Genomic DNA, 25,083 nt, shown 5'->3' on the forward strand with positions numbered 1-25,083 from the left:
TTCCCACGTCGCATCGCTCAGGTGCAAGCCCCGCCATTGCGATCATGTGGGAGCCTTGACGCCGCGCCACCCGCGCGAATCCGCGCGTCGGGCGGACCTCCGCCTTCGACTACTCAGCTGTTCTCCAGTCTCCTCGCCGGCCCCATCAGGTCCTCATTCCAGTCGCCGGCGGACGGTCGCGATCGCGCATAGTGCACGCTCGCTTCCGCGGCGATGGCACGAACGCGATCCGCGTAGACGTCACCCTGCCGATTGTTGTCGGTTGCTGCCTCAAGCCGGGCGTTGGGGCGCCTGGCCAAGCTGCGGATGGCTTCATCGGTCGCCGGCGACCAGCCGCCTCCGGTGCTGACATAGAGGGTATCGGAGCGGTGGATCTCGATCGCGGCAAGGCTCATGGCATCGATGGCCGCCTCAGTGATGCAAATCCGCTCGGACCTGGCCGGTCCGAAGCGAAACAGCTGCTTGGCGGCGTCACTGGCGAAGCCGCGCCATGCCGGCCCACGCTCCTCCCAGCCCGTGAGCGCTCCAGCAGAATCGCTATGTGCCGCCCACATGCTGCCCTTTGGCCCCTCACGCAAACGATCGGAGGCGACCGCCTGCTTCACGATCTCGGAAGGCAGCCCCCGCTCATTGGTGAGATAGCGCCAGGCTCGCGAGCCGGGGCGCGGTTTGACACGATGTCCCCAGCGCTCAGCAATAGATCCAGGCGCCTTCGGCCTTGCCGGACGCTGCCACGCCGGTGCGCTGGGGACGAAGCCAACCGCGTCCGCAACACGATCGCATCCGTCAGGGATGGTAGCCCGCAAGGGGGAAGACCCGCCTGCGGGGCTTCAGCGTAGCAGACAGCCCGGCCCGCCGGGCGACGCCCAATTTCCTGGTCGACGATTCCGCGAAATCATCAGGTACAATGAATTGCCGGAGCTATCCCTTTTTGCTGCATACGCCGAACTCACCTAGTTTGAACCGGACGTTTCCAAGTTCGCCAAACGAGGTATGATCTGTCCATCACCGACTAAGGTGCTGTCATAGGCATCGTTGGCTTAGAGGTCGATCGCGCTCCCGCCTGCCAACGTGGGGCCGCCAATATCTCATAGTTCCGAGTCTCATCTCGTTCCCACATTGCCAGAGTCCGCCAGATCATCGAAAGGCAGCAAACACTAATTCCAGCAACCAACAGGACTCCATGACGTGCACGGCACCATCTCGCTTAATTCAGAAGCTCGGGGCAAGGGCGAGGCGCAGGTCGGCTTCAGCAGATTGCGCGCAGGAATAACGCTGCGGTTTGTCCGGTGATGGATTGGATCGAGAGATCAGGTTTTTCAAGTAGTTGGAGGCGGTATGTGCGCGACGTGTGCACCGGGAGATCAAAGCAAATCTCATCACAGGTAGCATGAGCATGTCCTCTGAGTTGGAGAAAACGCGTTCGGAGGGCGCGGGCACCGTTGATTGGTTGCGCCAACGTGAAGCGCGATGTGAGCGCGCGCCACGGAATTCGATCAGAATCAAGATATTGAATCAACGGTCGCTGTTACACCGATACGGCCGGCACTTCGTGTCACGACTTGGGCAGCAGCAGCTTGAGCGCGCTGATATACGCGTTCCAGTCCGTTGACGTCGCCGTCGAAGCGCAGGCCTTCCGCGCGAGCGCTTCCGGATTGCTGGAGACGATCTCGTTTGGCTTCTTGCGCGCGTTCGCGATCAGCGGACCGTAGATGTTCCACCACAGACGCTTTCCCATACGCATGGGAGTGAGCCCGTCCTCAGACGCGTTGGCGACCCGCGCATCGACGTACATCGCATAGGTTAGGATATGGGTCGCGAGCTGCCAAGCGTAATCCGATGGCGTGCGGTTCACGATCTCGTCCTTGGTCCAGAGTGCGCGGCACGTCAGGCGCGTCGCGGCCGGTGCCGACGCACTGGCGCCGACCCAACTCGAGCAACGGATCGTCTCCTGTTTCATGGCGTACTCAACCTCGATTTCGTGGGTCACTGGATTTTCGACTTATTTCATGTTGTCCGGATCGAGCACCCACTCGCCGGGAAGGTCGACGTTGCCGGGATAGGTCTGGGCGCAAAGGCCCAGCCGCGCGCGCAGGCCGTTCGCTTCGCCGCCCGGCGACTGGGCGCCGTGCAGCGCCTCGACCGCTGTCCCCATGTGCAGCCCGAAATAGAGGTTCCGGTTCCTGAGCTCGGTCATGAACCGAGGATCCGGATTGCCGTGCGCGGCAAGGTTACTTTGCGCCGCCTTGTCCCCGAGGATCTGCACGCCGGCCGTGCAGCTACTCGACGTCACCCATACCGGCATGCTTGCACGGGTCTTCTGCTGCTTCGATAGATCGGTCGCGTCGAGGTTGTTCGGCGACGGTTGCGCGTCGTGCAGCCGCCAGAGCCCGGCGATGGTGGCGAGTCTCCCGTCGACGGCATCGCGCGTCGCGCGCCCGCCGGTGCCAGTGAAGGTCTCCACCTTGACGCCGTCATTGTCGGTGATGCGTTTGCGGATTTCGCCGGCCAGGGCGTTACCCTTGGCGAGAATGATGGTCTTTGCCCCCAGGTGATGGGCGCCGAGCGTGATGGTGTCGTAGGGCGTGGCGGCCCACAGTTCGCTGTCGAAGTCCTTGAGCGGCTCCAGGATCACGATCTCCGCGGCCTCCCACGTGCCGGCCGGGCCGGGGGACTGGACCAGATGGTTCCAGGTGATGTGCAGCGTCGGCCGGTCGCGGAAGTCGGGCTCCACGTTGGGATACTTTCCGGTGATGCTTACCTCGATCGGTGCAAAGTCCATGTGCGAGCCGATCGTCCCGCGCGGCGTGAAGATCTGATCGACCGTCAGTCCTCCCTTGTTGATCGCATGCACCGCATAGAGATGCGTGAGCGCCTCGCTCCAGGACATGTTGCGGATCTCATCGCACTTCTGCGCACGCGCCCCGCCGGCGGTGCACAGGACCGCGATTGCGGCCAGCGCTGCGATGGCCAGGGCTCTCGCGCAGGAGCTGACCGATGTTCTCTCCTGCTCGGTGTGAATCTGTCTCGTCATTGGGCCGTTCCCTCAATTCCCTCAATGCACCGATCATTATCGGCATGTACAAAATCCGAACGCATGCCACGCGGACGAACGCGTCCGCGCCCAGGCGTCGCGTGGCATCAGGCAAGGTCAGTTCGCTTGAAGAGAAAGCCTAGCGCAACGAGAGCCGCCCCATGTCCCCGCATCACAGTTACTGCCGCGGATAGCAGCGCACGCGCTCCGGGTATGTGGCGACGTTGGTGATCCGCAGGGCTTGGGGTATGTCCTCGCTCCATAGCGGTGTGTTCATGTTGGCGCCGCCGGCGTTGTTCGGGCTTCGCGTGGCGTTGCCGGCGAGGTTCTGGGCCGTGACGCGGTTCACTTGCGAATGTCCGCCATAGTCCCGGTTCGCCGGATGACCGTCGACGCCGAGCAGGTAGCCATTGACCCGCGCCGCGGACGAGCGGTCGTTGAACTCCATTCCGCAGGACGTGAGCAGATGCACGTCGACCGGAGGCGCCGCCTGGTGCTCATTGGCTTGCCAGTCGACAAGAACGGTCTTCAGGATGCGGCACGTCGGGTTGTCGAGATGGTCGAGGCAGACCTCGATACCGAAGGTGCGATTGTCGCACCGCCAGGCATTGTTCTTGCGCTCGTTCCAGTCCATCAGGAGATGATGGAAGTTGGGATTGTGCAGCGCCGCCTCGTTCGGCGGAGCGCCGTCGATGTCGGAGACGAGGCGCTTATGCACGAAGTTGAAGGGCGCGTCGGCGGCGCCGCCCTTGACCATGCAGGCCGTATTGAAATAGGCGCGCTGGCCGCCCGGCAGGTCCACCTTGGCGTCCGCCGGCTGAGACGAGAAGATCGAGCCGGGAACGAACAGCCAGTCGGCGAAATCGGCGTGGACGAACATCTTCCGCAAGGCATCCAGGATGTTGATCATCTGGTTGAACGAATAGGCATTCTGGGCGTTCGGGGGCCGGAAGTAGAACTCCGGCGCCATGAAGATCTTCAGCGTTGTCGCAGCGTCGCCTCCGGCGAAGCGCAGGCGATTGGCGGCGTAGTTGACGACGCTGGCCATTCGGCGAAGCCTGGCCACACTGTCCGCATCGGGGAGGGCAGGCACCGGCAGCCGTGGAACGGCCTCCGGCGCGTTGCCGGGCTGGACGACCTGGAGGGTCGGGATTTCGTAGGCGATCAGTTGGACGTGGGTATAGTTCTTTGCCGCATAGGCCATTGTCGTCTCCTCGTGCCTTTGATTGATAGGGAGACCGTGCGCCGTTCGACGGGTCGGGCCGTCGGACGGCGACGGGTTAATCTGCCGGGAACGCGTGGGGCGTCTGGTCCGAGTTGGTCGCGGATACCAGGACGGCTTCGCCGTCGAAGGAAAACACGATGGTGTCGTTGGTGTTGAGCTCGTTGTCCAGCGGCGAGCCGCGGTCGACCACGACATCGCGCCGTCCGACACCAGATCCGTCCGCGATCATTGTCGCGGTGAGTCCGTTGAGGTAGATGTCAACCTCGTTGCCATAGGCGACGTCCTTCACGCCGGCATCATCGGCAATCGTCGTGACGTCCGACGATGGCGGGCGGACGCCCAGGCTCACGTCGACCGTGCCCGCGTTATTCTCGGGATGATCGCCCTTGCGGACGATTAGCGTTACCCTGAGGTGATGAACGGTTCTGTTAATCAGCGTCTTCATGGCCATAGGAAATCTCCCTGTTCTCTGCATCATCACGAAGCCGTAGCGATCGTTCAGTAGACTTGACGGGTCGACACATAGAACGTGTTGTTCGCGAAGTTGAAGTCGACCGCGTTGAACATGTTCAGCTCGTTGTCCAGCAGGGAGCCCCTGGTGATCACGACGTACTGTTGTCCGAGCATCGCGCCGTTGGAGAGCGCGATCAGGTTGATGCCGTTCAGGTAGATGTCGACATTGTTGCCGTAGTCCTGCCAGGACTGTCCGTGCGCAGGCAGCGCGAAGTCCTTCGTCCCCGCTTGATCTCGCGGGTCTTCGCTACTGCGTATCGTCAGCGTTACGGCAAGCGGGTACTGACTGAGGTTGCTAAAGAACTTGCGTCCAGCCATCGTGTCTCTCCCTTGGTTTTCGCCTCTCGATGTCCTGTTGCGCGCACTCGCCTACGCGCACGGGCCCGTGCAATGTGCGACTTGATCCTTCGTAATCCAGATCGACGGCATGTCGGTCTTCGCCGTGCACTCGGAACATGTTTTTGACCCGTCCTGGCGCACGACCATGAGCCGGTAGGGGTATTCGTCCGGCTTCTGGTTTCCGATTACGATGTCCCGTATCGATCGTTCGGCCGTGATGGTCTTCTTCTGCGCGTCGCCGTCGAATGCGATCGTCTTGCCGATGGCAAAGATCAGAAGCAGCTCCGCCACGTCGGGCATGTCGGAAAAAACGCCCTTGGCCGTCCGTACGCTGAATTCCGCAGGATAGGTGTTGGTCGTGCCGGTCTCGATGATGTCGTCGAAGAAGGACTTCTCCCGGTCGGTCGGCAGCCTTGCGTTGAAATCGATTCTGTCGGCGTACCTGCCATCGGACAGCTCGACGTCGACCCAGCCTCGAAACAGCGGGTTCTCCGGCGCCCCGCTGAAGATCGCCGCCCACAGCGCGGTGAACTGCGCGAAATTCATGTCGAGCTCGTTGCGCAGGCCCTCGGCGAGGTCGATGGATGCCTCCATCTGCACCGCGGGATCGCTGCCGGTGGCCGCCGCGTTCGGCAGATATTGCGTGAACCTGAGCTTGACCTTGTGCGCGTCCTGGAGCGAGACCATCTGCGGCTGCTGACCGAGCTTCGCCTTCAGCGACTGCGCCGCGTTGTTGATGCGTTCGAGATCGACGACGGGTCTGCCGTAAATGCGGAAATGGGCGCGCGTCGCCTCGACGGTCGTGCCGCCTGCAGGCAGGGAAAACTGGAGCAGCGAGACGGTCGGAGCATCCTTTGGTCCCTTGTCGAAGGCAAACTGGTCAGGCAGGTAGAAGACGCGCGAAGGGTCCTGGTTGTCCTGGTAGTAGTTGTAGGCGCGATCGTGCCAGTTCACCTGCCACTGCACGTAGCCGGGCAGTTGCGGCGCCGAAACCTGCGCCGTGTAGACGCAGTTGAGCACCAGATACTGGTTGGGAAAGTCCGGATCGCTGGCGGCCGCCATCTGGGAATATATCGAGGGTTCCGAGAACGGAATTCCGTTGAACAGGCCCACGAGGCCGCTGCGGATCACGGGATTGCTCCAATTGCTCTGGACGAATGCCGGCGTTTGCCGCGCCGCCAATTGCAGCGTCTGGGCGATTTCGATCGCCACGTTTGGATTGATGTCGAACAGGGCGGCGCGAACCACCTTCGCCTGGTTCGCGGCAAGCTTGACCGACAGGCGGTGCACGGCACCGCCGGCATAGGCGTGATCGAACGGGATCCTCGTTCCTCCACCGCTCTGGTTCACGACGAGGGTAAAGGTCGTGCCGGTCAGACAGGGTGTCGCGCCGTCAACGGTGCCGGCGATCTCCGGAGCAGGGACCGATTCGAGGAAGAAGGTCAGCAGGCCGTCGTCGGTCACGCTCGGCTGCAACGCCGTCGAGCCGCTCGAGGTTTGCGCGGCCGAGCGGTAGGCGGGCAAATAGAATCTGGCGCCGGCCGCGGTGTTGAGCAGCACGGTGGACGACAGCGCGTCCGAGGGGTTGATCAGCGTGTCGCCAAGCTCGCCCGCACGGCGCTTTCCCTGTAATACCTTCACTGTCGACGGTTGCGACATTGTGCGATCCCCTCAATCGTCGTGGATGAATTCCGGCGGTGGGCTGACCGAGACCTGGAGTCCCAGCGCTCGCCCCGCGCCGGCGGAAAAGGTCAGCATGTTGTGAAACCCGGATTGAAAGAGGCGCTGTGCCAGCGGCTGGGTGAGCGCGCCGTAGCAGCCAAGTGACCAGCCGCGGCCAAGCACGGAGATCAGAAGCTCGCGCCGCAAGTAGCCGTCGCCACCGGCAAGAGCGGACGGCAAAACGAAGATCGAGAACACTGGATCGCGGCCGCCGGGCTGCACCGAATAGCTGAAGCCGTATTGCGCCTCGGGCAGCGTGTCCGGCCCGCCGTCGCGACGGAAATGGAATGAACGAATGAGCCCCAGCAGGTCGTCCTGGCGTGCTGCTAGTCCGGAGCGGGCGAGCAGGCGCGTCAGCGTCGACACTGCGGGCCTGGCCTGCGACAGTTCGAAATAGAACTCGCAGCGATCCGAGTCCGGCGTTCCCCCGAGTAGCGCAAGCTGCGCTTCGCCGTCCGGCAGCACGGGCGCGCCGAGGTAATCTGTCAGGAGCGCGGTGGTCGCCGCCGCCTTCGGCATTTCGGCGTAGATCTTGAACGTCGTCGCCGAGGTCCACGCCCGCTTGTGACGGAATGCCGAGCCAGGCGCCGTATGCCAGCGGCGTATTGCGCTGGAGGTCTTGAAATTGCCGGGGGATCCCGACCCAGCCCGGATCCAGCCCGAGCTCTCCGAGCAGCGTGTCGATGCGGGCAAGGCGCCGTGCGGGCGGTATGTCCGGTCCGCCCACCTCGATGGTGTATCTGAGGTCGTCGGACATTGTCGAGAACGAGAACTCCAGCGGCGCCCCGTTGCGATTGAGCACGCCCCCCGACCACGCTTTGCCCTGGCGGGCGGACGTCAGGCAATCCCGCAACGCTATGCCGCTGGTTCGCGCGAACGCGCTGGCCAGGCCGGGGTCGTGGCGCGCGATGGCTTCGATCGAACGTTCGAAGCCGCGCCGCTGCGCCGCGCCCGGGCGATGGTCGCGCGTGATGCCGGCAACGCTGCTCACGCCGGCACCTTGGACGGAATGGTGTTGACGCCGCCGACCCGGGCCTTCTTGAGCTGGAAGGAATCGCCCGATAGAAGGTCAACCTCGCATTGCACCACCAGCGAGCTTCGCTTGTCGCCGAAATCCTTGAGCGTCGGAACGATCCGCTTGAGCTTCTTCACGCCCTTCTGGTCCTTCTCCAGCGTGAACTGGTCCTCCCATTCGAAGTCGCCGTCCTTGTAGGTGAGGGTCAGATCGACGCTGTCGGCGTCGTCGCCAAAGCCGGCCGCGAAGAACACCGGGATGTGATCGACGAACCGGTCGCGGACGATGACCTGTTTGTCCATCACCGGCTCGGGCCCGTATGTGTAGGAAACCTTCGATCCCTTGCGCACTTCCACCCGGTACTGGATCGGATCGGGCTTGAACTTCGCCTCGCTGCGGATCTTCAGCGTTTGCGAGGACGGCGCGCCGTTCTGGAAGACCACACGCTTGTCGCCCTTCCATCGGCTGCCCGTCAGCGCGACCACGACCTGGTCGTTGGTCTCCCAGACGAAGTCGTCGCTCAAATTGACGGTCAGCGTGAGAAACTCGGCGACGCTTTCCGGCATCGCGGTGATCAGCGCCCGCTCTTCCTCGCCCTTGGACGAGTACCGAAATGCGTCGCTCTGCCACTCGTCGCTCGGGTTGAACACGTAGTCGACGTCGTACTCGACCTCCGCGGACCCAGATTTGTCGTACTGAAACTTCACGGGATTGTCGCCGGTGACGGTGCCGGCGTTCACCGTCAGGGTCTTGGTGGTTCGCCCCGCCGCGCCAGCGCCGGCGGGATACCGCCCCGTGACGTTGAGGGTACGCAGGCCGACCCTGGTGCGGTCAGCCTCGTCCGGAATCGCCACGGTCACGTTGAGGGGCAGTCCGAACGGATCCTGCGCACGGTTGACCTGCGTCACGTACCTCCCGCGAGCCTGTTCGTTGTCGCCCAATCCCTCGAGCACGAGCGCCTGCGGCAGGATCGGAAAGGCCTTGGCCTTCCGTTCGGAGTAGAGAAAATCGATCGAGTTCTCCTGCTTGCCTTCGTAGTAGGAAGCGCGGACGTTGACTTTCGGGATGAAGGTAGTGGCCGCCTTGACGATTTCCTTGACGGCGCTGTCTGCCTCGCCCTCCTTCTTGCCATCCTCCGCGACCTTGTCGGTCGCCGCCTGCTCGACGTCCTTCGCCTTCTCGACGGCCTGGCTGATCTCCGGCTTTTCCTTCAGCGGGCTCCAGTTGTCCTTGTCCCGGCCGATCGACACCTCGAAGAAGTTCTTGAGGATGTATTCGAGCAGGATCTGCTGCGCCCATTTTAGTCCTTCCTGCGGCTCGCCCGTGAAATCGGTGACCTCGATCTTGAGATCCGTCTTCGACATGATCTTCTGCCACTGCGCCTGGATCCCGAGATCGAGCACGAAGGCTTCGAGCGGAATCGATGTGCCGAGGCTGAGCTGGAAATCGGTGATGGTCTTCTTCATCGTGCCGGCTACCTTGAACGTGACCGACGGCCGCATCGCCAGGAACTCGAGCCGGTAGAGCGCGGCAATCGCGTTGGAGCCGGACAGGATGGCCTGCTTCATGGCCGCCGCCAGCTTGCCCTCCTTGGTGAACTTGACCGAGCAGACCGCAGCGTTATCGCCGACCAGAGAGGACGATCCGGCGTTCCAGACGAGCTGTTCCTTGCTTTGATAGAGAACGCTGGGGTCCGTCTTGAGACCTTCGCCCGCGGTTGCCGCAACCGGACCCAGAATGGAAAAATTGACGTTTCCGGTCTGGTAGGGAACTGCGGAGAGGGTGAGCTTGGATGCGTTGACGCCGGTCTTGCTGGCGATCATCCCCTTGATCGTGTCGAGCGTCGCGGCCGGGACGGCGGTGTTGACCTCGAAATTGAGGAAGCCGGTGCCGTCGGAATCCGATTCGGAATCCGTGTACCAGAGATAGGACAGCACCTTGCTCTTGTTGCGCTCGGCGAGCCTGACCGTTCCCGGGAGATACCAGAACTGCGTCGGGGACTCGTGATCCGGATAGACGTCGATGCCGTCCTGCTGGAATTTCTGACTGCCGATTAAGATCATGTGCGACTCCCTTGTTCTGCCATGACGACGGACGCTTTCGGGCTTGGTATCGTGACGTGCGCTTCGGAGGTCTCGAAGGGGACGGCCGGCGTCGGCGGCGTCGCCGAATCGACGTTGATGAACTGCCGCTGGCAGCTCAGTTGCTTGCCGTCGGTGTACCAATAGGCAAAGGACGTTGCCGGCGAAGACCGCGTCAGCTCGAAACTGTCGTTGCCGTCAGCCCAGAGCTGCGGGCCGCCGGACGGAGTGACGGTCAGGTCGATGGCACTCCACGTGCCCCAATCGAAATCCCGGCTGGCCTCGAAGTGAACCACCCGGCGCAGAAGCGGGTTCAGGAAGATCGTGGCGCCGGCTGGGAGTCCATTCAGCACGAAGGACGAGCTCGATCGAGGCTGGCAGGTGGCAGCGAACTCCACGTCGTCCAGCTTAGCCGGCTGCGACGCGAAGGCGTCGATCTGGCCAGAACGTAGGTTGGGGCCGAGGACGAGGACCGGTGGATCGAACGCGAGCGGCGCCGGCCCCTTGAGCTCCAGCTTGATCGACCTCACCAGGTCCCACGGAAATTCGTCGGCGACGCTGATGGAATACATCCGGTAGGCGTAAAATTCGGCGGGCAGAATATCGAGGAAAGCCTGCTCGGGCCGGATGTCGATCGCCTGCGAAGCGCTCACCGGACGCTTGTTGCCGAAATGGGATTCGCACCGGTACCGAGGCAGGACATCATTACCAGGCAGGTGGATGAGCTCGACCGGCCAATCCGCCGGCTGGGTCTTGTTGAAGACGTTCGTAAGCTCCCCAGTGTTACCCAGCCGCTTGATTCTGACATTGGCCGCAACCAGAGGTGCGGCGTCGAATGCGGCGTGGCAGCGAACCGTGAGCTCCTGTCTGAACGGATTGCTGGCCGGCAGCACGAGCGGTGGCCGGGCGGCGAGGGCGTCACTCAGTCCGCTCAATGCGCCCTGAATGAAGATCTTGCGCGTCACCGCGCCGCTGATCTTCATGTTGCAGTCGAGCCGCCGGGCGATGTTCTGGATGTCGTGCACTGTGCTGCTGCCGAAACCGATTATCCAGCTGCCGCCTTTTGCTTCCGGAAGTGTCGCGAAGCGCGGCGCCGGCTCGAGCAGGCTCTGGAGGCTTTGGAGAAATGCGCGCCGAAATCCCTCAGGAGGCGGCTCGCCGGTATCGTTCTCGGCCACGACCCTGATGACGGCGCTTTCCTTCAGGTCTTCGAAGGTCTCGATCTTCTCGAAGCTGACGAACAGGAAGTCAGCCGACGTCTTCTTCTGCACCCAGTCGCGAAACCGCGTTTCGTCAAATTCGATGGAGTAGCTGTATTGCGGCCGAAACGCCTCGTAGGAGAGGCTGTAGACGATCGAAATCGGAGGAGCCTGCGGATTGCTGCCGCTGTTCTTGAGCAGGACATATTGATCGAGGGTGAGGTTCACGGCCAACGCGACGGAGTTGCCGCCGAACAGGGAGGGGACGGCGCACACCGGCTCGCCGCCGATGATGGCGGCTGCGACCGTGCCGGCGCTCCACGGCATCGCGACGAGCTGCGCGCCCTGGGTTGTCTCGCGCAGCCGCTCTTCCGCTTTGGTCCTCGTCGCCTCGTCCAGCTTGAGGTCGGCGACGAAGGACAGCATTCCCGCGCAATCCTTGCGGGGCTTTTCGTAGAGGACGATCGCGAACTGGTGGTCGCCGTTCGTTCGCGCCACGGCGGGACGCGTCGAGCAGCAATAGAACAGCTTGGGGTCGAAGAAATCCCTGTAGAGAAGGACTCCTTCGACGCCTTGCAGTTGGATTTCGTGATCGTCCGCGAGCATGGGGGATTCCCGGCGTTGGCTAGATCCTCGAGATCTTCGTCGGTGCGACCCGGATCAGAGGGTCGGTCTTGACCTCGGCCAGGTTTCCTCCACTCGGATCCGTCATCTCGTTGTCGTTGACGATCGCCGTGACCACCCGGAACGACGACGCGTGGCCGCTCAGCGCCGGGACGCGCCATTTGAACGGCCCGCGGGACGTGGCCGATGAATCCAGTTCGATCAGCTGTTCGAATACACGGTCGGCGTCCTGGCTCTTGAACGTGTATTCAACCCGGAGCGTGGCGGCCGTCGCGCCGTCCACGAGCGCGAACTTGAGGGTGCGGACCATGTTGCCGAGCGGGTTCTGCAGGCTGATGTCCGCATTGCCGCGGTCCGGGGTGCCCTGTATCCACTCACCCTCGACCGGATCGCCCGAAATCGGATTCAGGGTGACCTTGTACTGGATTGGTCCGGCAATGGGCCTGCCGAACGGCTTGGCGATGAAGGCGGGCGCATCCTTCTGAAGCGCGACCTTCTTGTGCCAGTCGCCGTACTTCACATCGACGGTGGCGCTGTCGACGATGTCCCAGGGCAGGTCGATGCCGCTCAGCGACACGCTGAGGACGCCAAGGTCGACACTGCTGAGATCGAGATAGTTGGTGCCGCTCAGCTTCAGTCCCTTGACCTGCAACGACGGCGTGCCGTCGGTGTAGGAGACGAGGTAGTTGTACGAAAGCACCCGCTGGTCGCTGGGGATCCTGACGTCGAATATTCCCTTGAGCTTGACGTCATCGACATTACCTTCGGCGCCGGGCTTGTACGTCATCGTGGTGACGGGACCGCTGGTGCCGAATAGCTTGGTCTTGACGTAGGACAGGTCTGTGATGGCGAGCCGATCGATCGCACGGGCCTTAAGATAAGCGAGGTTCGGCGGATTGACGGTGACGTCGACCTTGAAGAACGGCTTGTCGTTGAGATCGATCAGCTGGAAGAAGGTCGTCAGGGGCTCCTTGCCTGCAAGGGCGCTGATCTTCTGAAGCGGCCCTTGCGGGTTCCTCGGGATGGTTGTCGCCTGTGTCAATGTATAGGTGCGGGACTGGCCACTCTTGGCCTCGAGCGTCCGGACATTGTCGATGTTCAGGGCATCCAGCTTGACGTCGGGAAGCTGGGATTTCGCCATGTCCTCGAGCTGCTTCCCCGCCCAGTCGGTGAGCAGCTTGCGTACTACGTCGCCGTCTTCCTTGGACGCGACCGCCGGAAGGACGATGTCGGTCGCGCTGTTGACGGTCTCGTTGTATTCCTTGCCGCGCTCGACTTCCTCGTGGTGTGTACGTCCCCACGAATCCCGCCACTCCTTGTCTTCGACCTTCAGTTTCGCGATGACGTCCTTGCTGAGGGTGACCGTCGCTTTCGCTTCCGGGAGCAGGCCGTCGAACTCGACGTTGTAGGTGACACTGATGACGCTGACGCCCTTGTCCTGATTGTATTCCGGGGGCTTGCGCGAAGACTGGTCGAACGGCGGTCCGCCGAGCCCGTGCCAGAACAGATTGGCGCCGAGGTCCTGGAGATTGAAGGTGACCACCGCAGCATTGCTGTTCATCAGCGACGGAGTGGTCTGGACGCTGCCCGTTGAATAGGACGGCGACCCCTTTTGATAGGCATCCAGATTCGTGAACGCCTGCACGGTGACCTTGCCCGACCTGAACGGCACCGGCTTGATGGAGCGCTCCGAGATGCGCGGGAGAAACTGCTTGTAATCGCGGCTCCTATCGAAGCTCGCCTTGCTCCTGTTGACGGCAGCGTCATCGAAGCCGAGGCTGGCCTTGAGTTTTGCGACCTCGTCGGCGTTCTTGGCATCGACCGCCTGGCACAGTGCGAAGGTCGTCTGCGCGATCTTGACGACGGTCTCATTGCTGTTGAGAGCGGCGCTGACTGCGTCCTGGACTTTCGTGTCGCTCATATTGGGCATTGGCAGTGCAGCGGTGAAGGTGCAGATGCCGCCCGCTTCCTGGTTGTCGCCGAAATACCAGGTTAGATTGAAGGCCGGCTTGCCGTCGACGGCCTGGTACGCCGGCTTTTCGGCCAGGGCGTAATAGGTGTCCTTCTCCTCGCTGTCGGGGAAGAAGGTGTAATCCATGGTCTGACCGAAGGCATAGGGAATGCCCTGGACCGCGATCGCCGGAGAAAGTTTCAGCATGAGACGTGCTCCTCTGTTCGGTTCAGCATTCAGCTTGGGTTCTCGCGGATGTCCGGCGTCTATCTCGGGGGCTCCGCAATCGGTGCGCTCACTTCCGTGACTTGCTGCAAGCCGGCGTTGCGGCCGAGCCAGCCGCCCAGATCGGCCGAACGGCTGATCTGAAACGTCGCGTCTTCGGTCGCCGGGGATTCCCAGGTGACCGGCAATGAATTCACGTAGGCTGCGTCTGCGCCCATCTGCTGCAGCTTGTCGAACAGCACCTTCGCCACGTGGCTGCGGGCGGCAGCTTCCGCCTTGCTCTTCGTCGCGTCGGATACATTCGCCGTGTCGATGCGCGTCAGCTTGATGCGGCCGCTGGAGATCGCGTCATCGAGTGCGGCTGTGCATGCGGCGAGATCGGGCAGCGGAGGCGGCGAATCGGGATCCTTTTTCCTTCCGAACCAGCCGCCGGAGCTTTCGTCCGGCTTTTGCGGCGCCAGTACCTTCAAGGTCGGCGCAAGGTCGCCGGCGATTTTGACCGTGGAGCTCTCGCGCGTGTCGAGCCGGCCCTGATAGGTCAGTGTCAGGATGCTCGATTGTCCCTGGAAGGCCGCGATCGCGGCGGTCTTTTCCGCCGACGTCAGCCGGTCGTTGAACACGACGCGCTGCTGGGCCATGCCGGAAGCCGGGCTCGGCCCGAAAGTGTGGGTGAGACCGTCCGGAATCGTCACCGTTAGCGATGCTGTCGGCTGATCGAGCGCAACCGGCTGCAGATCGATGCTGCCGATATCTGGATATTGGGCTCGGATCGCGCGTTCGGCCGCCTGAAGTGCCTCCGGCTCGGCCCGCCACACCGCCTGCAGGGAGAGTTGCGCCGCCACTGGGCTTAACATCAGTTGGGCGATTTCGACGGTCGGTGCACCCTGGATGTACTGGAACTTGCCATCGCGCACCGGGCCGACGGGGATGCACAGGAGATCGCCACTGCCAACTCCGTTCGGTTGATTGGACATTCAGTGTCTCCCTGCGTCGAGGCGGGCTGCGTCGATGACGAGGTCTTGGCGCGGCGGCAGAAACTCCGACCACGGCGCCTGGTGATCGTCCGTCGATGAATGCCGCCGGTAGCGGTAACGATTCCTGAAAATGTCAGTCGCGAAATAGCTGAACCGCATGCTCGGCCGGGCGGTCGAGAATTGGAGTACGATCGGCTGCGCTCCGGCGAACTCGGCAAGGATTTCGAGTTGAAAGGTCTGGGTGGTGGTCCCGAACCGAACCGTCACGCTTGTCGTCTGTGGTCCATAGTCGCGGAATGCACCGAGGTCTGCGGTCATGGACCGGCAGGGCAGGTCGAGCCCGAGCGCGTGGTTCGGTTGTTGCGGATCGCGCGCCGTGATGGTGAGGCGGGCCGCTTCGTCCAGTGTCGCAAGAAAATAGCTCACGGCGGGCGCCTCCGCCGTCAAGCTTGCGGTCAAGCTGCCCGCTGCGGGGGACGCAGCCTCGAGCGCGAACGAAACAATGGCCTGGCTCAGCAAGTCCTGCGTCGCCCGCACCGTGACCCAGGTTTTCGGCAGGTAGCTGGTGTCGATGAACAGGAAGTCGCTGTCGCAGTCGAACCGCGGCATCTCGATCACCTGCCCGTCCGAGACGACGGTGACTTGCGCGCCAAACGGCTTTGCGCCCGCGATGCTCTTGTATTTCAGGTCAACCACAGCGGTTTGGTCCGTAGCCGGATAGAGATCGGTCGTTGTCGCGGAGGTTGTGCCGGACTCGGAATGGGCTTGGTCGACCTGCAACGTGAGCTGGATCGCTTCGCAGTTGCGAAGCCCGGGAGGCAGGGCGGAGGTGACCGTGACGCGCCGCGTCTTCTGCTCGTCCGGAAGTGTCGGGACCAGCGTAAACTGCGTGACCCATTGCCGCGCGCCGGCATTGACGATCGGGGTAAAGGGGTCGAAATTCAGAAAGACGGGCACTTCGGTGAATAATGGTGTCCGCAGATCCCACCGCGTCGCGCCGCTGGCACCGTCCGGCGGCGGTTTGAGCGCAACATGCGGGCCGTCCGAGATCTGCGGGCAGGGCGCGGCCTGGCCGAAATGGTGCCGAAGGCGTCCCGCCACGGCGAGGCCAAGGCTGCGGCCTGTTCCGCCCCGATCGCCCCCGTCGAATTGCAGAGCGTCGGCGGGCGGATCGTCAAACAGTCTCACCATTTGCCGGAATGGGACGCCGCTTCCGCCGGGATTGAGCTTGGCGACGCGTGCGATGAGATCGGCCGCGTTGAAGGTGACCGTCGTGTCGATCCGCGGCAGAAACGCCGACATTCCGCACTCGACGGCGGCTCTTGCGACCGTGACGGTGCCTTTTTCGAGAGCGCCGTAGATGAGCTGGGCGGAAAGCGCCGAAATCCGGCTGTGCAGCGTCGCCCGCTGCGCATTTTCCCATGCGAACGGCGCCGTCACATGCGTGTCATCGCACTCGAGGTGACAATAGGTGCCGGTGGTGAAGGTCGCCGGCATAAGCGCGGCGCTCGCACCGTTTTTCGAGATGAGATCATAGACGGCCGAAAGATGACGGTCGCGCTCGAGACCCAGATCGATGACGGCGTAAAGGCTTTCTTTGACAGTTGCGTCGTTGCGGTCCGAAAAGAATTCGAGGAAGAACCACGGTAGGCCGTCGTCTTTGCGGCCGAGAAGCGCCTTTCGCGGAACGGCGAAGTAGAGGTGCTCGTCGCCGAAAGCCGGCAGGACGACGAAATCCTCGGTCAGCTTGGCGCCCTGCCAGTCCGGCGTGCGTTGATCGATCTCGGACATTAGAGCGCTCCCCGAAATGCCGAGGTTCCCAGTCGCCGAAAGTCCAGCTTGCAATCGCCGCCTGGTTGCAATCCGTTTGGCGGCGGTGTGAGCGACTGCTGAAGGCCAATCGAGTGCGCAGCTTCGACGGCATCGCTGTGCAGTGAACTGCCACTTGCTATCCCGGTCATGTACATGTCTTCACGCGTCCCATGGTAGAGCTAACCATAATATTCGATCTATACGAGTTACAACCTTAAGCAGAACCGTTCGCGTCTGCTTGAAACTTATTGCAGATATCTGGAACCCTGGAGCGAGGCGCGGCTTGCTCTGCGTGAAGTGCGATCGTCTTCTTGTCGATGCGGCCGGAAACGAAATGTCTGAGCCGGCGCGGTGACGATGGTCGGGGTTCCGTACAAGTCCGCCGGAGAGATCCTTGCTCACCCGCGTTTCACTCAGGCTCGCCTCGCTCACGTCGACGCTTTAGCCGCAGTGTTCGTCAGGAGCAGAATTCCGAACCGGCTCATCGTCGACGCGGCCTGCGTGCTGACGGCGGATCTCCTGGTCGGTTTTTTTGCGGCCCATGACCGCGGTGATCCGACGACCTGGGCGACCGTGGGACGGTTGCAGAAGCTCGTCGCCGAGCTCGGCCTGGCGAGCCCGCGCCGCATGGACGATCTCATCGCCCGATTTCGTCAAACCGGCTGTGTGGAAATGGCGTCGAGCGTGGTTGACAAACGGATTCGGATTCTGAAGCCGACGGAGCGGCTGCTTGCGCACGACCGAGCTTACGTAGCTGCTCTGTATCAACCTTTGGACATTCTGTTTCCGGACCGAGGCTACGAGCCGTTGGTTCGGCGGGATCCACACGTGCATCTGGCGATGCGCAGAATCGGTTCTCTCGAGTTTCCGATCGTCACCGCGTTCATCGGCCGCCATCCGGCGATCATGATGTTCCTCGCCCGCGATGCCGGTTACTGCGCCTTCCTTTTGCTGATGAAGGCGGTGCTCTCGGGAAAGCAGCTTGTGAGCGACGAGTTGTCCTTCACCGCCATTGCCGAGCGGGTCGGAGTCTCCCGGACACACATCCGTAACCTGTTCGTCGAGGCTGCGGCGGAGGGCCATGTCAGCCTCACCGGGGCAGGGGGCTACGTGGCGAAGGTCCACGGGCGGCTGTTTGATACCTTCGATCTGTTCCTGGCGGACATGGCCTCAAGCTACGATGCGATAGGCCAGATGGCGCTCGCGCGATAAGAAGATTCGTGAACGACGGCGGATTCGAGTTTAACCGCTGAGCGCTGCGCCGGAACATCTCAGTAGGGAGTGTGAGCGACAAGGGAAGAGCCGGGCGAGTTCAGCGCTTGCCGTTATCAGTCGCTCGCGTCGAGCGAACACAACGTCAAGTAGACGGCGCCGCGTCGTTCAAACGACGCTTTGGGGCTCGCCTGGACATCTTGCTGTTCCGCGCGCAAGGCTGCCCGGCTACCATGAAGCTCGTAGCGTGATTTCTCTAAGCCTGTTCGAATTGCGATGGTGCGGATATCGATGCAGCGGTCAGGGGCCAAGACGCCCAAAATACCGAAACGCTGGCCAGACCTGCGTATGCGTCAACCGCATCCTGGCACAGGACAAGGTCTGCGATGTGTTTGTCTTGCGTCTAGCGAGCCAGTTGGCGCTCTAAAGGTCGGTGCCGGGACCGGGCCGGGTGTCACAATTGATCCGCTGATCGACATGGGGCTGCCATAGAGAAAGTTGAAGAGCACGCTCCCGACCCTTTTCCAGGGGAGCCTGCGCCATCGCTGGTGGCAAGCGCCACGCACTTGGCGCACGTTCTTCGATCCGACAGTGTTGATGGATGCTACGCGGGACATGTTGATCTTCCGCGAGGAGATCTTCGGTCCTGTCGCGCCTGGTGTTCCGGTTCAAGACCGAGGAGGAGGCGATCCGGCTCGCGAACGATACCTAGTTCGGCTTGGCGGCCTATTTCTATAGGCCGAGATCTCGGGCGCGTCTGGCGCGTCGCCGAGCCGCTTGAGTATGGCATAGTCGGAGTCAACGAAGGAATCATCTCAACGGAAGTTGCCCCAATCGCGGAATGAAACCGAAGGGCAACGGCCGCGAGGGGTCGAAACACGGCATCGAAGATTAACTCGCAATGAAATATCTGTGCATCGGCGGACTCTAGCAGGCCTGCACACTATGGGATTAATCCCTGCCGAAACGCGAGGGCCACAGCGTGTGGAAGGGTCAGTGCAGCAAGATTACGCCTGGCATTGTCCAGATGATACTTCACCCCACGCGGCGAAACCCCGAGAAGCTCCGCAATGTCCTGCATCGTCTTGCCGTCAGAGATCCACGCGAGACACTGCCGCTCGCGCTGAGTGAGGACGCTCCCCTGCTGACCATCTGCCGGCGTGCGTCCGATTCTGGCGGCGTTCACATGCGCATGATAGGTGAGACCCAACCTTTCCAACATGTCCCGCGAGCTCTCGATGAAGCGATCGAGTCCAAGGCTGCGGTCGTCCACCGCGAGCGTAAACGCCGCGAACTGGTTTTGGCTTGCGGGAATGCGAACCGTAAGACCGGTCCTGATCTTGAAGCTGAGCGCATCGTCGAACAGACGGCGTTCTTTCGCCGACTTTGCGCTCCGCGCTTCACGTCCATCCCACAGAAACGTCCGGCTTGTGTTTCGCGGGTCCTGAAGAACGGGATCGATGTGGTCGTACCCTTCCCGAAAATAGTGGCTGGTCCAACTCTTCGGGTAGGATGAGATCAGTTTGGGGCCATTCGCGCGGTGGCCAAAATAGGCGAACCAGCGGAAACCCAATGCATGCGCGGTACGTTCTGCGACACGCCGAAAATCATCTTCCGTATGAGCGGAATGAAGACAATCGACAAATTCGTTGCATGCTCTTTTAACGTTTTCCATTGCGCCCCTCTCTTGAACTGTTCTGAGTTCTCTAAAGCGAGCTACGCGCCTGATTCGCGCGCTGCGTGTGGGCATCTCTATTGCGAGGTTGCGGCAACTTTTGGGCAAGAACAATTCCAAAAACGCCCTGTCAGAACTGACAGCGCAACGCTGTGACCGCCCCTGCTTTCTTGATGTCGAAGCTGTGATTCGTAAGCGGGAGGTTGAGAATGAAGGTCGTTGTGCGCTCGCGTGCGGCGCTTCTGCACGACTTTGAACTGGCAATGGGAATGCATCGTCTGCGAGGGCGCGTGTTCAAGGAGCGCCTCGACTGGGATGTCTCTGTCGCGGGCGGACTGGAGATCGATCAGTACGACTCCTTCGAGCCGACCTATCTCCTGCCGCTCGAGCAGAGCGATGTTGCCGGTTGCGTTCGCCTGCTGCCGACCACTGGGCGCAACATGCTGGCGGAGACGTTCCCGGTGTTGCTGGATGGCCACGCGGCACCGAACGTCGCCCGAATCTGGGAGAGCTCGCGCTTTTGCGTTGATACCAAAAACGTCGCGGCCACAGCTGGGAACGGCTTGCGGGAAGCAACGTACCTGCTTTTTGCGGCAATGATTGAATGGGGCCAGCAGCTCGACCTTGAGGCCATCGCGACGGTCACTGATCTGCGCATGGAGCGCATCTTGCGGCGCGCCGGATGGCATCTCCAACGCCTCGGCACACCTTGTCAAATCGGGGCGACCCAAGCTGTCGCCGGACTGCTGCCGGTCACCGACCGCGCTCTCGCGGCGATTCGATCGGCCGGCAAGATCTCGGGGCGTGCAATTGACGCGCCGTCAAGCCTTCCGCTCGCGGCATAGCGTCTGCGTCTTCAACTCCCGAAACAAAGTCATCGACAATGGATCCTGCTGCATTCTCGGCTCTGGTCGAACAGTGCGCGCCGACGCCGAACCTCGTGCGGCCGCTGGCGGCGATTGTGCGGCAAGCGAGCTCGTTCGAGCCGCTGCTCATCACAATTCAGGGGCGGAAGTCGATTCCGATTCAAGCAAATGACCGTGACGAAGCGATCCAGCTCGCTACGGAGGCCATCGCCACCCGCCAGCCGGTCCGGACCGGTCTCGCTCAACTTGATGCCGAGGATTTGAAACAGGCCGGGCTGACGACGACCACGACCTTCGACCCTTGCCAGCATATCGCTGGCCTTGGCAGATTGTTCGAGGCTCGATTGAAAGCAGCAAACCTGAACGCCTCGGGCCGTGATCAGGCCATTGCCAGCGTTGTCGCGAGTTTCGCAGGCAAAGCTCCCGGCACAAGGCCCGACTCCGGTAACCAACCGACCGTCGGCACTTCCAACGGCGACATGCCGACGATCAACGCGCCTGCTGCCACCGCCAGGGAGCGTCCGAACTGGGATGTCTACCGCTCGGGCGCTGGTCGGTCCGCCTTCGTCTATGAACGATGAGGAACTCTTTGTTTTGTCTCAACTCAACACCGCGGTCCGGATGGGTCCGGCTGCACTGCCAATCGGAGCCGTGTCATGACTTCTCCTCTTAAGAAATCCGTCGCGCTCGTGTGCATCGGGGCCGTTCTCAGCATCGCCTTGGTCGAGCCTGCGCTCGCGCAGACCGCGAACATCGAGGGTGTGCTGCAGAACATCGTCAACATGCTAACCGGCAACGTCGCACGCCTGCTGGCAACGCTGGCGGTCATCATCGTCGGCATCGCCTGGATGTTCGGCTATCTCGACCTGCGCAAGGCCGCCTATGTCGTGCTGGGCGTCGCCATCACGTTCGGCGCCTCCGAGGTGGTCTCGACCCTGACCGGAGGTCGTTGATGATCGAGGCCGCGCGTCTCACAGAGGACACCTTATTCCTCGCCTGCACGCGTCCGGCCATGATTGCCGGCGTCACCATGGAAGCCATGGCCCTCAACGTGATGTTTTCCTGCATCCTGTTCCTGGTGGCCGGGAGCGTCCTCTACGGCCTGGTCGCGATTCCGATCCATGGTCTTTGCCGCATCATCTGCCGGCACGACCCCAACATGTTCCGGATTCTGCTCGCCTGGATCGAAACCCGCGGACGCACGCGCAACGCGTCCTTCTGGGGCGGATCGTCCTGCACACCCCTCAAGCTCATTCGGCGATATCGAACACGAGACCTTGGTCATGCGTAACGCAGCGCTGAAAACCCGGGAGATCGGGCCCGAAGTCTACCTCCCGTTCGGCCGACATGTCGCCGATACCGTGATCAGTCTCACGACCCGGGCCCTGCTCACGGTGATCCGGCTCGACGGCACCTCGTTCGAGACCGCCGAGACGGCGGATCTGAACGATCTTCACGCGAAGCTGAACCTCTCGCTGCGCAATATTGCGGATCCGCGGCTGGCGCTCTGGACCCATCTGGTGCGACAGCGCACGTCGGACTATCCGGTCGGGGCATTCCGATCGGCATTTGCAGCTTCGCTCGACACGCAATATCGCGACCGACTTCGCAAGGCAGCGCTATTTCGCAATGACCTCTATCTGACGCTGGTTTGGCATCCCGGTCGCGCGCCCGGCGATGCTGCGGCCGCCTTCTTTAAGCGGCTTGGCCGGAGCGCTGCTGCTTCCCTTGAGGTCGACAGCGACGCCTTGAAGCGGCTAAACGATGCCAGGCGCGATATGGTCGCGGCATTGGAGCGCTACGGCGCCCATGCCCTCGGATTGACTGAGCGCGACGGCATCGTGTTCTCAGAGTCGATGGAGTTGCTCCACGCCGTCGCGTCCGGCGAGTGGATGCCAATTCCGTTGCCGCAAGGACCGATCGGCCCCGCACTCTACTCAAACCGCGTCATCTTCGGCCGTGAAGCCATCGAGATCCGCAGCGCGGGTGGATCGCGCTTCGCTGGCATGTTCGGACTCAAGGAATATCCAGCGTCCACTAGGCCGGGCCTGCTAAACGCGCTGCTTTCCGCGCCTTTCGAGCATATCCTCACGCAATCCTTCGCGTTCTTGTCGAAGGCAGATGCCAAGACGGTCCTGACGCGCAAGCAGAACCAGCTGGTTTCGGCTCAGGATCCGGCGGCCTCGCAGATCGACGAGCTCGCTGACGCGCTCGACCATCTCGAATCCAACAGGTTCGCACTCGGAGACCATCATCTCTCGCTGCTGGTCTACGCCGAGACGCCTTCGCAGCTCCAGGATCACATGAGCGTGGCGCGGCGCGCCCTGGCGGACGCAGGCGCCGTGGTCGCGCGCGAAGATCTCGGCCTTGAAGCGGCCTATTGGGCGCAGCTCCCTGGGCTCTTCAAATATCGGGCACGGACTGGGGCGATCAGCTCGCGGAATTTCGCGGCGTTCTCGCCGTTCCACGCCTATCCCACAGGACAGCCTGCCGGCAACCATTGGGGACCGGCGGTCGCGATGCTCAAGACCGCCTCCGGCTCACCGTTCTATTTCTCGTTCCATCACGGCGACCTCGGCAACACCTTCATCTGCGGCCCCTCCGGGTCCGGCAAGACCGTCGTGCAGAACTTCCTGCTGTCGCAGGCTGAGCGGCTCGGCGCCACTTACGTCTTTTTCGACAAGGACCGCGGCGCCGAGATTTTCATCCGTGCCGTTGGCGGTACCTATCTGACGCTCCACAGCGGCATTGCGACCGGCTGTGCGCCGCTCAAGGCGCTGGAGCTGACGCCAGCCAATCTTTCCTTCCTGGGCGAACTGGTCCGGAAGCTCGTGACACCGGACAACCGCCCGCTGACCGTGACCGAGGAGGAGCGGATCGATTCCGGATTGCGAGCGCTTGCCCAGCTTCGGCAGGAGGAACGCTCGTTCGGGGCGCTGCGGGCTTTTCTCGGCCAACAGGATCGCGAAGGGATCGGCGCGCGGTTGGAGCGATGGTGCCAGGGCGCTCCTTACGGCTGGGTCCTGGATGGCGAGCAAGATGCCATCGGGCTGGATGCCCGGTTCATCGGCTTCGACATGACCGATCTCCTGGATCATCCCACCGTTCGCACCCCGCTCATGATGTATCTGTTTCACCGGGTGGAGCGCCTGATTGACGGCCGGCGCCTGATCATCGACATCGACGAATTCTGGAAGGCGCTTGGCGACGAGGCATTTCGTGATCTCGCCAACAACAAGCTGAAAACCATCCGCAAGCAGAACGGCGTCATGGTGTTCGGCACGCAGTCGCCGCGCGACGCGCTGGCCTCCCCGATCGCACACACGATTGTCGAGCAGTGCCCCACGCAGATCTTCCTGCCGAATGCCCGGGGAACGCGCTCGGATTATGTCGACGGCTTCCATCTGACCGGCACTGAATTCCGCCTCATCAAGGAGGAGCTCGCCCCCGAAAGCCGACGGTTCCTGGTCAAGCAAGGCCACAACTCGGTGGTAGCGGAACTTGACCTCAGCGGCTTCGATGATGCGCTCGCCGTCCTGTCCGGACGAACGGAAACGGTCGAACTGCTCGACCGCGTTCGGGCCAAGGTCGGCGACGATCCGGCAGACTGGCTGCCGGTATTTCATGCGGAACGGAGGACAATCCGATGACGGCTCAGCGTATCCGGGCGATACTCACGTCCGCCTCAGTCCTGACGCTCCTAATGGCATCACCTGCGAGAGCTGAGATTGTATTCGATCCCAGCGTCTATGCGCGGCAATTCGAGCAACTCACGGAGCTGAAGAAGCAGGTCGACACCCTGACGTCCCAGCTCAGGGTGGCGCAGGATCAATTGAACCAGGCCAAGCAGCTCTATGACAGCTTCAACAAGCGGACCAACGCCAACGACGTCGGCGCGCTGCTAAACACGCCGCAGTCCCGGAAAGTCCTGCCCCAACAATTCTCTGACATCGAACGTCTCGTGGCGGGGCAGGGCGGCGGCAACTTCGCCGATGCGATGAACCAGTACCTTTCGCAGAACCGCGCGTATGCCGGCAACAGCGGCAAATCGTATTACCAGAGCGAGCTCGAGCGGATCGCGAGGCAGACCGGCGCCAAACATTCCATGGGCCAGGCGGTCTACGAAACCGCCTCGCAGCGTATCGATGCGCTCGAAGAATTGAGAACGCGCATTAGCTCGGCGACCGATGTCAAGGAGACTCTTGATCTGTCAGCGCGGCTGCAGGCCGAACAGGCATTGCTGCAGAACGATGTGCTCCGGATGCAGGGTCTGGCGATGATCCAGCAGGCCCGTGTGGACATGGACGGACAACGGGAACGCGAGAAGCAGCGCCAATTGGTCGATGAAATGAAGGCCGCCCTACAATGACGAGGAAGGCATCCATTCTGGTCATCGCTGTCGCCGCTACCCTAACGGGCTGCAACGAGGCTGATAGGACCGAGCAGACGAAAACCGTCGGCTGGTTTCTCGACCATCGGGACGAGCTCGCGGTGGCCATCAAGGCGTGCCGCGACAATCCCGGAGAATTGGGAAAGACACCGAACTGCATCAACGCCAACGAAGCGCGCAACACAATCACCATCCAAGAGATGAAAGACGCCCTGAAGTAAGGATC

22 protein-coding genes and 1 pseudogene are annotated in these 25,083 nt (G+C 62.2%); 9 read left to right on the forward strand and 14 right to left on the reverse strand.

Annotated features, from left to right (window positions below; genetic code table 11):
- Positions 1-113: 113 nt before the first annotated feature.
- The 13 genes from ACVWYI_RS38200 to ACVWYI_RS38260 form a co-directional block, all read right to left on the reverse strand.
- Positions 114-605: a DUF3991 and toprim domain-containing protein gene (locus ACVWYI_RS38200; RefSeq protein ID WP_456664745.1), complete on the reverse strand. Its 492-nt coding sequence runs from the start codon at positions 603-605 to the stop codon at positions 114-116.
- 950 nt (positions 606-1,555) lie between these two features.
- Positions 1,556-1,960 carry a hypothetical protein gene (locus tag ACVWYI_RS38205; RefSeq protein WP_456664746.1) on the reverse strand — a complete coding sequence of 135 codons (405 nt, stop codon included), beginning with the start codon at positions 1,958-1,960 and terminating at the stop codon, positions 1,556-1,558.
- 42 nt (positions 1,961-2,002) lie between these two features.
- Positions 2,003-3,034, reverse strand: a complete 1,032-nt coding sequence (locus ACVWYI_RS38210) for a hypothetical protein (RefSeq protein WP_456664747.1) — start codon at positions 3,032-3,034, stop codon at positions 2,003-2,005.
- A 178-nt stretch (positions 3,035-3,212) separates the two neighbouring features.
- Entirely contained in the window at positions 3,213-4,238 is a 1,026-nt protein-coding gene (locus tag ACVWYI_RS38215) for a hypothetical protein (protein WP_456664748.1), read from the reverse strand.
- 76 nt (positions 4,239-4,314) lie between these two features.
- Complete coding sequence (locus ACVWYI_RS38220; RefSeq protein ID WP_456664749.1) at positions 4,315-4,710, reverse strand: hypothetical protein; 396 nt, start codon at positions 4,708-4,710, stop codon at positions 4,315-4,317.
- Positions 4,711-4,757: 47 nt separating this feature from the next.
- A complete protein-coding gene (locus ACVWYI_RS38225) occupies positions 4,758-5,090 on the reverse strand; it encodes a hypothetical protein (protein ID WP_247803868.1) in 333 nt (110 codons plus the stop codon).
- Positions 5,091-5,141: 51 nt separating this feature from the next.
- Positions 5,142-6,770 (reverse strand): hypothetical protein, encoded by a 1,629-nt coding sequence (locus ACVWYI_RS38230; protein ID WP_456664750.1) that lies wholly within the window; start codon positions 6,768-6,770, stop codon positions 5,142-5,144.
- 12 nt (positions 6,771-6,782) lie between these two features.
- On the reverse strand, positions 6,783-7,352 hold the full coding sequence (locus ACVWYI_RS38235; protein WP_456664751.1) for a hypothetical protein: 570 nt from the start codon (positions 7,350-7,352) through the stop codon (positions 6,783-6,785).
- A gap of 468 nt (positions 7,353-7,820) precedes the next feature.
- Positions 7,821-9,911 carry a hypothetical protein gene (locus tag ACVWYI_RS38240; protein ID WP_456664752.1) on the reverse strand — a complete coding sequence of 697 codons (2,091 nt, stop codon included), beginning with the start codon at positions 9,909-9,911 and terminating at the stop codon, positions 7,821-7,823.
- Positions 9,908-11,734: a hypothetical protein gene (locus ACVWYI_RS38245; RefSeq protein WP_456664753.1), complete on the reverse strand. Its 1,827-nt coding sequence runs from the start codon at positions 11,732-11,734 to the stop codon at positions 9,908-9,910. The genes ACVWYI_RS38240 and ACVWYI_RS38245 overlap by 4 nt, the downstream gene beginning before the upstream one ends.
- A 19-nt stretch (positions 11,735-11,753) precedes the next feature.
- On the reverse strand, positions 11,754-13,910 hold the full coding sequence (locus ACVWYI_RS38250) for a hypothetical protein (protein WP_456664754.1): 2,157 nt from the start codon (positions 13,908-13,910) through the stop codon (positions 11,754-11,756).
- A gap of 59 nt (positions 13,911-13,969) precedes the next feature.
- Positions 13,970-14,902, reverse strand: a complete 933-nt coding sequence (locus tag ACVWYI_RS38255; RefSeq protein WP_456664755.1) for a hypothetical protein — start codon at positions 14,900-14,902, stop codon at positions 13,970-13,972.
- Positions 14,903-16,693: a hypothetical protein gene (locus ACVWYI_RS38260; RefSeq protein ID WP_456664756.1), complete on the reverse strand. Its 1,791-nt coding sequence runs from the start codon at positions 16,691-16,693 to the stop codon at positions 14,903-14,905.
- 372 nt (positions 16,694-17,065) lie between these two features.
- Here ACVWYI_RS38260 and ACVWYI_RS38265 point away from each other — a divergent pair, with 372 nt between their 5' ends.
- A complete protein-coding gene (locus ACVWYI_RS38265; protein WP_456664757.1) occupies positions 17,066-17,926 on the forward strand; it encodes a hypothetical protein in 861 nt (286 codons plus the stop codon).
- Between the two features lie 275 nt (positions 17,927-18,201).
- Positions 18,202-18,821, forward strand: a pseudogene (locus ACVWYI_RS38270) (aldehyde dehydrogenase family protein); the annotation flags it as partial.
- Between the two features lie 48 nt (positions 18,822-18,869).
- On the opposite strand, the gene ACVWYI_RS38275 reads toward ACVWYI_RS38270, so the two are convergent.
- Positions 18,870-19,601 carry an autoinducer binding domain-containing protein gene (locus ACVWYI_RS38275; RefSeq protein ID WP_456664758.1) on the reverse strand — a complete coding sequence of 244 codons (732 nt, stop codon included), beginning with the start codon at positions 19,599-19,601 and terminating at the stop codon, positions 18,870-18,872.
- Positions 19,602-19,810: 209 nt separating this feature from the next.
- On the opposite strand from ACVWYI_RS38275, the gene ACVWYI_RS38280 reads away from it, so the two are divergent.
- The 7 genes from ACVWYI_RS38280 (at position 19,811) to ACVWYI_RS38310 (ending at position 25,078) form a co-directional block, all read left to right on the forward strand.
- Positions 19,811-20,446 (forward strand): acyl-homoserine-lactone synthase, encoded by a 636-nt coding sequence (locus ACVWYI_RS38280; protein WP_456664759.1) that lies wholly within the window; start codon positions 19,811-19,813, stop codon positions 20,444-20,446.
- A 38-nt stretch (positions 20,447-20,484) separates the two neighbouring features.
- Positions 20,485-21,048, forward strand: a complete 564-nt coding sequence (locus ACVWYI_RS38285; RefSeq protein ID WP_456664760.1) for a type IV secretion protein — start codon at positions 20,485-20,487, stop codon at positions 21,046-21,048.
- Between the two features lie 75 nt (positions 21,049-21,123).
- Complete coding sequence (locus ACVWYI_RS38290) at positions 21,124-21,420, forward strand: TrbC/VirB2 family protein (protein WP_456664761.1); 297 nt, start codon at positions 21,124-21,126, stop codon at positions 21,418-21,420.
- A complete protein-coding gene (locus ACVWYI_RS38295; protein WP_456664762.1) occupies positions 21,420-21,758 on the forward strand; it encodes a type IV secretion system protein VirB3 in 339 nt (112 codons plus the stop codon). Before ACVWYI_RS38290 ends, ACVWYI_RS38295 begins: the two co-directional genes overlap by 1 nt.
- Complete coding sequence (locus ACVWYI_RS38300; RefSeq protein ID WP_456664763.1) at positions 21,751-24,117, forward strand: VirB4 family type IV secretion/conjugal transfer ATPase; 2,367 nt, start codon at positions 21,751-21,753, stop codon at positions 24,115-24,117. Before ACVWYI_RS38295 ends, ACVWYI_RS38300 begins: the two co-directional genes overlap by 8 nt.
- Positions 24,114-24,836 (forward strand): type IV secretion system protein, encoded by a 723-nt coding sequence (locus ACVWYI_RS38305; protein WP_456664764.1) that lies wholly within the window; start codon positions 24,114-24,116, stop codon positions 24,834-24,836. The genes ACVWYI_RS38300 and ACVWYI_RS38305 overlap by 4 nt, the downstream gene beginning before the upstream one ends.
- Positions 24,833-25,078 (forward strand): EexN family lipoprotein, encoded by a 246-nt coding sequence (locus ACVWYI_RS38310; protein ID WP_456664765.1) that lies wholly within the window; start codon positions 24,833-24,835, stop codon positions 25,076-25,078. The genes ACVWYI_RS38305 and ACVWYI_RS38310 overlap by 4 nt, the downstream gene beginning before the upstream one ends.
- Positions 25,079-25,083 lie beyond the last annotated feature (5 nt).

The sequence above is a fragment of the Bradyrhizobium sp. LB13.1 genome (genome assembly GCF_054056815.1).

Excerpts from the sequence above, each read along its gene's own strand:
- ACVWYI_RS38205 (WP_456664746.1), bottom strand. The coding sequence starts at position 1,960 with ATGAAACAGGAGACGATCCGTTGCTCGAGTTGGGTCGGCGCCAGTGCG.
- ACVWYI_RS38210 (WP_456664747.1), bottom strand. The coding sequence starts at position 3,034 with ATGACGAGACAGATTCACACCGAGCAGGAGAGAACATCGGTCAGCTCC.
- ACVWYI_RS38215 (WP_456664748.1), bottom strand. The coding sequence starts at position 4,238 with ATGGCCTATGCGGCAAAGAACTATACCCACGTCCAACTGATCGCCTAC.
- ACVWYI_RS38220 (WP_456664749.1), bottom strand. The coding sequence starts at position 4,710 with ATGGCCATGAAGACGCTGATTAACAGAACCGTTCATCACCTCAGGGTA.
- ACVWYI_RS38225 (WP_247803868.1), bottom strand. The coding sequence starts at position 5,090 with ATGGCTGGACGCAAGTTCTTTAGCAACCTCAGTCAGTACCCGCTTGCC.
- ACVWYI_RS38230 (WP_456664750.1), bottom strand. The coding sequence starts at position 6,770 with ATGTCGCAACCGTCGACAGTGAAGGTATTACAGGGAAAGCGCCGTGCG.
- ACVWYI_RS38235 (WP_456664751.1), bottom strand. The coding sequence starts at position 7,352 with ATGCCGAAGGCGGCGGCGACCACCGCGCTCCTGACAGATTACCTCGGC.
- ACVWYI_RS38240 (WP_456664752.1), bottom strand. The coding sequence starts at position 9,911 with ATGATCTTAATCGGCAGTCAGAAATTCCAGCAGGACGGCATCGACGTC.
- ACVWYI_RS38245 (WP_456664753.1), bottom strand. The coding sequence starts at position 11,734 with ATGCTCGCGGACGATCACGAAATCCAACTGCAAGGCGTCGAAGGAGTC.
- ACVWYI_RS38250 (WP_456664754.1), bottom strand. The coding sequence starts at position 13,910 with ATGCTGAAACTTTCTCCGGCGATCGCGGTCCAGGGCATTCCCTATGCC.
- ACVWYI_RS38255 (WP_456664755.1), bottom strand. The coding sequence starts at position 14,902 with ATGTCCAATCAACCGAACGGAGTTGGCAGTGGCGATCTCCTGTGCATC.
- ACVWYI_RS38260 (WP_456664756.1), bottom strand. The coding sequence starts at position 16,693 with ATGTCCGAGATCGATCAACGCACGCCGGACTGGCAGGGCGCCAAGCTG.
- ACVWYI_RS38275 (WP_456664758.1), bottom strand. The coding sequence starts at position 19,601 with ATGGAAAACGTTAAAAGAGCATGCAACGAATTTGTCGATTGTCTTCAT.
- ACVWYI_RS38280 (WP_456664759.1), top strand. The coding sequence starts at position 19,811 with ATGAAGGTCGTTGTGCGCTCGCGTGCGGCGCTTCTGCACGACTTTGAA.
- ACVWYI_RS38285 (WP_456664760.1), top strand. The coding sequence starts at position 20,485 with ATGGATCCTGCTGCATTCTCGGCTCTGGTCGAACAGTGCGCGCCGACG.
- ACVWYI_RS38290 (WP_456664761.1), top strand. The coding sequence starts at position 21,124 with ATGACTTCTCCTCTTAAGAAATCCGTCGCGCTCGTGTGCATCGGGGCC.
- ACVWYI_RS38295 (WP_456664762.1), top strand. The coding sequence starts at position 21,420 with ATGATCGAGGCCGCGCGTCTCACAGAGGACACCTTATTCCTCGCCTGC.
- ACVWYI_RS38300 (WP_456664763.1), top strand. The coding sequence starts at position 21,751 with ATGCGTAACGCAGCGCTGAAAACCCGGGAGATCGGGCCCGAAGTCTAC.
- ACVWYI_RS38305 (WP_456664764.1), top strand. The coding sequence starts at position 24,114 with ATGACGGCTCAGCGTATCCGGGCGATACTCACGTCCGCCTCAGTCCTG.
- ACVWYI_RS38310 (WP_456664765.1), top strand. The coding sequence starts at position 24,833 with ATGACGAGGAAGGCATCCATTCTGGTCATCGCTGTCGCCGCTACCCTA.